This is a genomic window from Luteibacter sp. P4_E6 (genome assembly GCF_056401535.1).
On record NZ_JBFUJE010000742.1, the window covers coordinates 1 to 1,533 of the forward strand.

The 1,533-nt window shown below is 61.9% G+C and carries 4 protein-coding genes; all 4 read right to left on the bottom strand.

Annotated elements, in window-relative coordinates; translation table 11 throughout:
* Positions 1-207: 30S ribosomal protein S19 (rpsS, locus tag AC1DT2_RS23010; protein ID WP_477298990.1), on the bottom strand; the 207-nt coding region annotated here is incomplete at its 3' end.
* Between the two features lie 13 nt (positions 208-220).
* Complete coding sequence (gene rplB, locus AC1DT2_RS23015) at positions 221-1,042, bottom strand: 50S ribosomal protein L2 (RefSeq protein ID WP_046967253.1); 822 nt, start codon at positions 1,040-1,042, stop codon at positions 221-223.
* Positions 1,043-1,060: 18 nt separating this feature from the next.
* Positions 1,061-1,354 (bottom strand): 50S ribosomal protein L23, encoded by a 294-nt coding sequence (rplW, locus tag AC1DT2_RS23020; RefSeq protein ID WP_046967254.1) that lies wholly within the window; start codon positions 1,352-1,354, stop codon positions 1,061-1,063.
* Positions 1,351-1,533: 50S ribosomal protein L4 (rplD, locus tag AC1DT2_RS23025; protein WP_477298991.1), on the bottom strand; the 183-nt coding region annotated here is incomplete at its 5' end. The genes rplW and rplD, both read right to left, overlap by 4 nt.

Genomic DNA, 1,533 nt, shown 5'->3' on the forward strand with positions numbered 1-1,533 from the left:
GTGCCCGACCATGTTCTCGTTGATCAACACAGGCACGTGCTGGCGGCCGTTGTGGATGGCGATGGTCAGACCGACCATCTCCGGCAGGATCATCGAACGACGCGACCAGGTCTTGATCGGACGCTTGTTATTGGCGGAAACGGCGGCTTCCACCTTTTTCACGAGGTGCAGGTCGACGAACGGACCTTTTTTTAGAGAGCGCGGCATGATCGTTTCCTAATTACTTGCGACGACGCACGATGAACTGCTGGGTGCGCTTGTTGTTACGCGTCTTGTAACCCTTGGTCGGGGTACCCCACGGGCTGACCGGGTGACGGCCGCCAGAGGTCTTACCTTCACCACCGCCATGCGGATGGTCGACCGGGTTCATCACCACGCCGCGAACCGTCGGACGGATACCCGCCCAGCGCTTCTTACCGGCCTTGCCGAGCTTGCGCAGGCTGTGCTCCGAGTTGCCGACTTCACCAATGGTGGCGCGGCATTCAACCGGGACGCGACGCATTTCGCCGGAGCGAAGACGCAGCGTTGCATAACCCTGCTCACGAGCGACCAGCTGGACCGATGCACCGGCGGAACGCGCAATCTGCGCACCCTTGCCCGGCTTCATCTCGATGCAGTGGATCGTCGAACCGACCGGGATCGAACGAAGCGGCAGGCAGTTACCCGGCTTGATCGGGGAGTCGGAGCCCGACACGAGACGGTCACCCACCGCCACGCCCTTCGGCGCGATGATGTAGCGGCGCTCGCCATCGGCGTAGCACAGCAGCGCGATATGCGCGGTGCGGTTCGGGTCGTATTCAAGACGCTCGACAACGGCGGCAATGCCTTCCTTGTCGCGCTTGAAATCGATGATGCGGTATGCCTGCTTATGACCGCCGCCGCGATGACGCGTGGTGATGCGACCGTAGTGGTTGCGGCCACCCGTCTTCGACTGCGATTCGGTCAGGGGCGCGTAAGGTGCGCCCTTGTGCAGACCTTCGGTCCGCACGCTGACAGCGTCGCGGCGTCCCGGGGAGGTCGGCTTGTGAGTGATCAGTGCCATCTCAATTCAACTCCTGGCTCAGGCCTTGGCCGACACGTCGATCGTGTGACCGTCGGCGAGGCGCACGTAGGCCTTGCGCTTGCCCTGGCGGTTGCCAGTGCGAAAGCGGAACGACTTGACCTTGCCCTTTGTGTTCACGAGGTTCACGTCCACGACTTTGACGTCGAAGAGATGTTCCACCGCTGCACGGACATCGGCCTTGGTCGCCTCAGGCGCCACGACGAAAACGTACTGGTTGTTCTCAGCAAGGCGAGCCGACTTCTCAGAGATGTGCGGCGCGCGAAGCGTATTGAGCGTGCGTTCAGTGCTCATGCGAGCCACTCCTCGACTTTCTTGACCGCGTCCACCGTCATGACGACGAAGTCGCTACCGACGAGGCTGACCGGATTCAGGGCCAGAACGTCGACGACGTGGATGTACGGAATATTGCGAGCGGACAGGTAGAGCGCTTCGGTGGCATCTTCCGACACCAGCAGCACACGACCCTTGAC

Bases quoted from the DNA above. Each gene is read 5' to 3' on its own strand.
- rplW (WP_046967254.1), bottom strand. From the start codon at position 1,354: ATGAGCACTGAACGCACGCTCAATACGCTTCGCGCGCCGCACATCTCT.
- rplB (WP_046967253.1), bottom strand. From the start codon at position 1,042: ATGGCACTGATCACTCACAAGCCGACCTCCCCGGGACGCCGCGACGCT.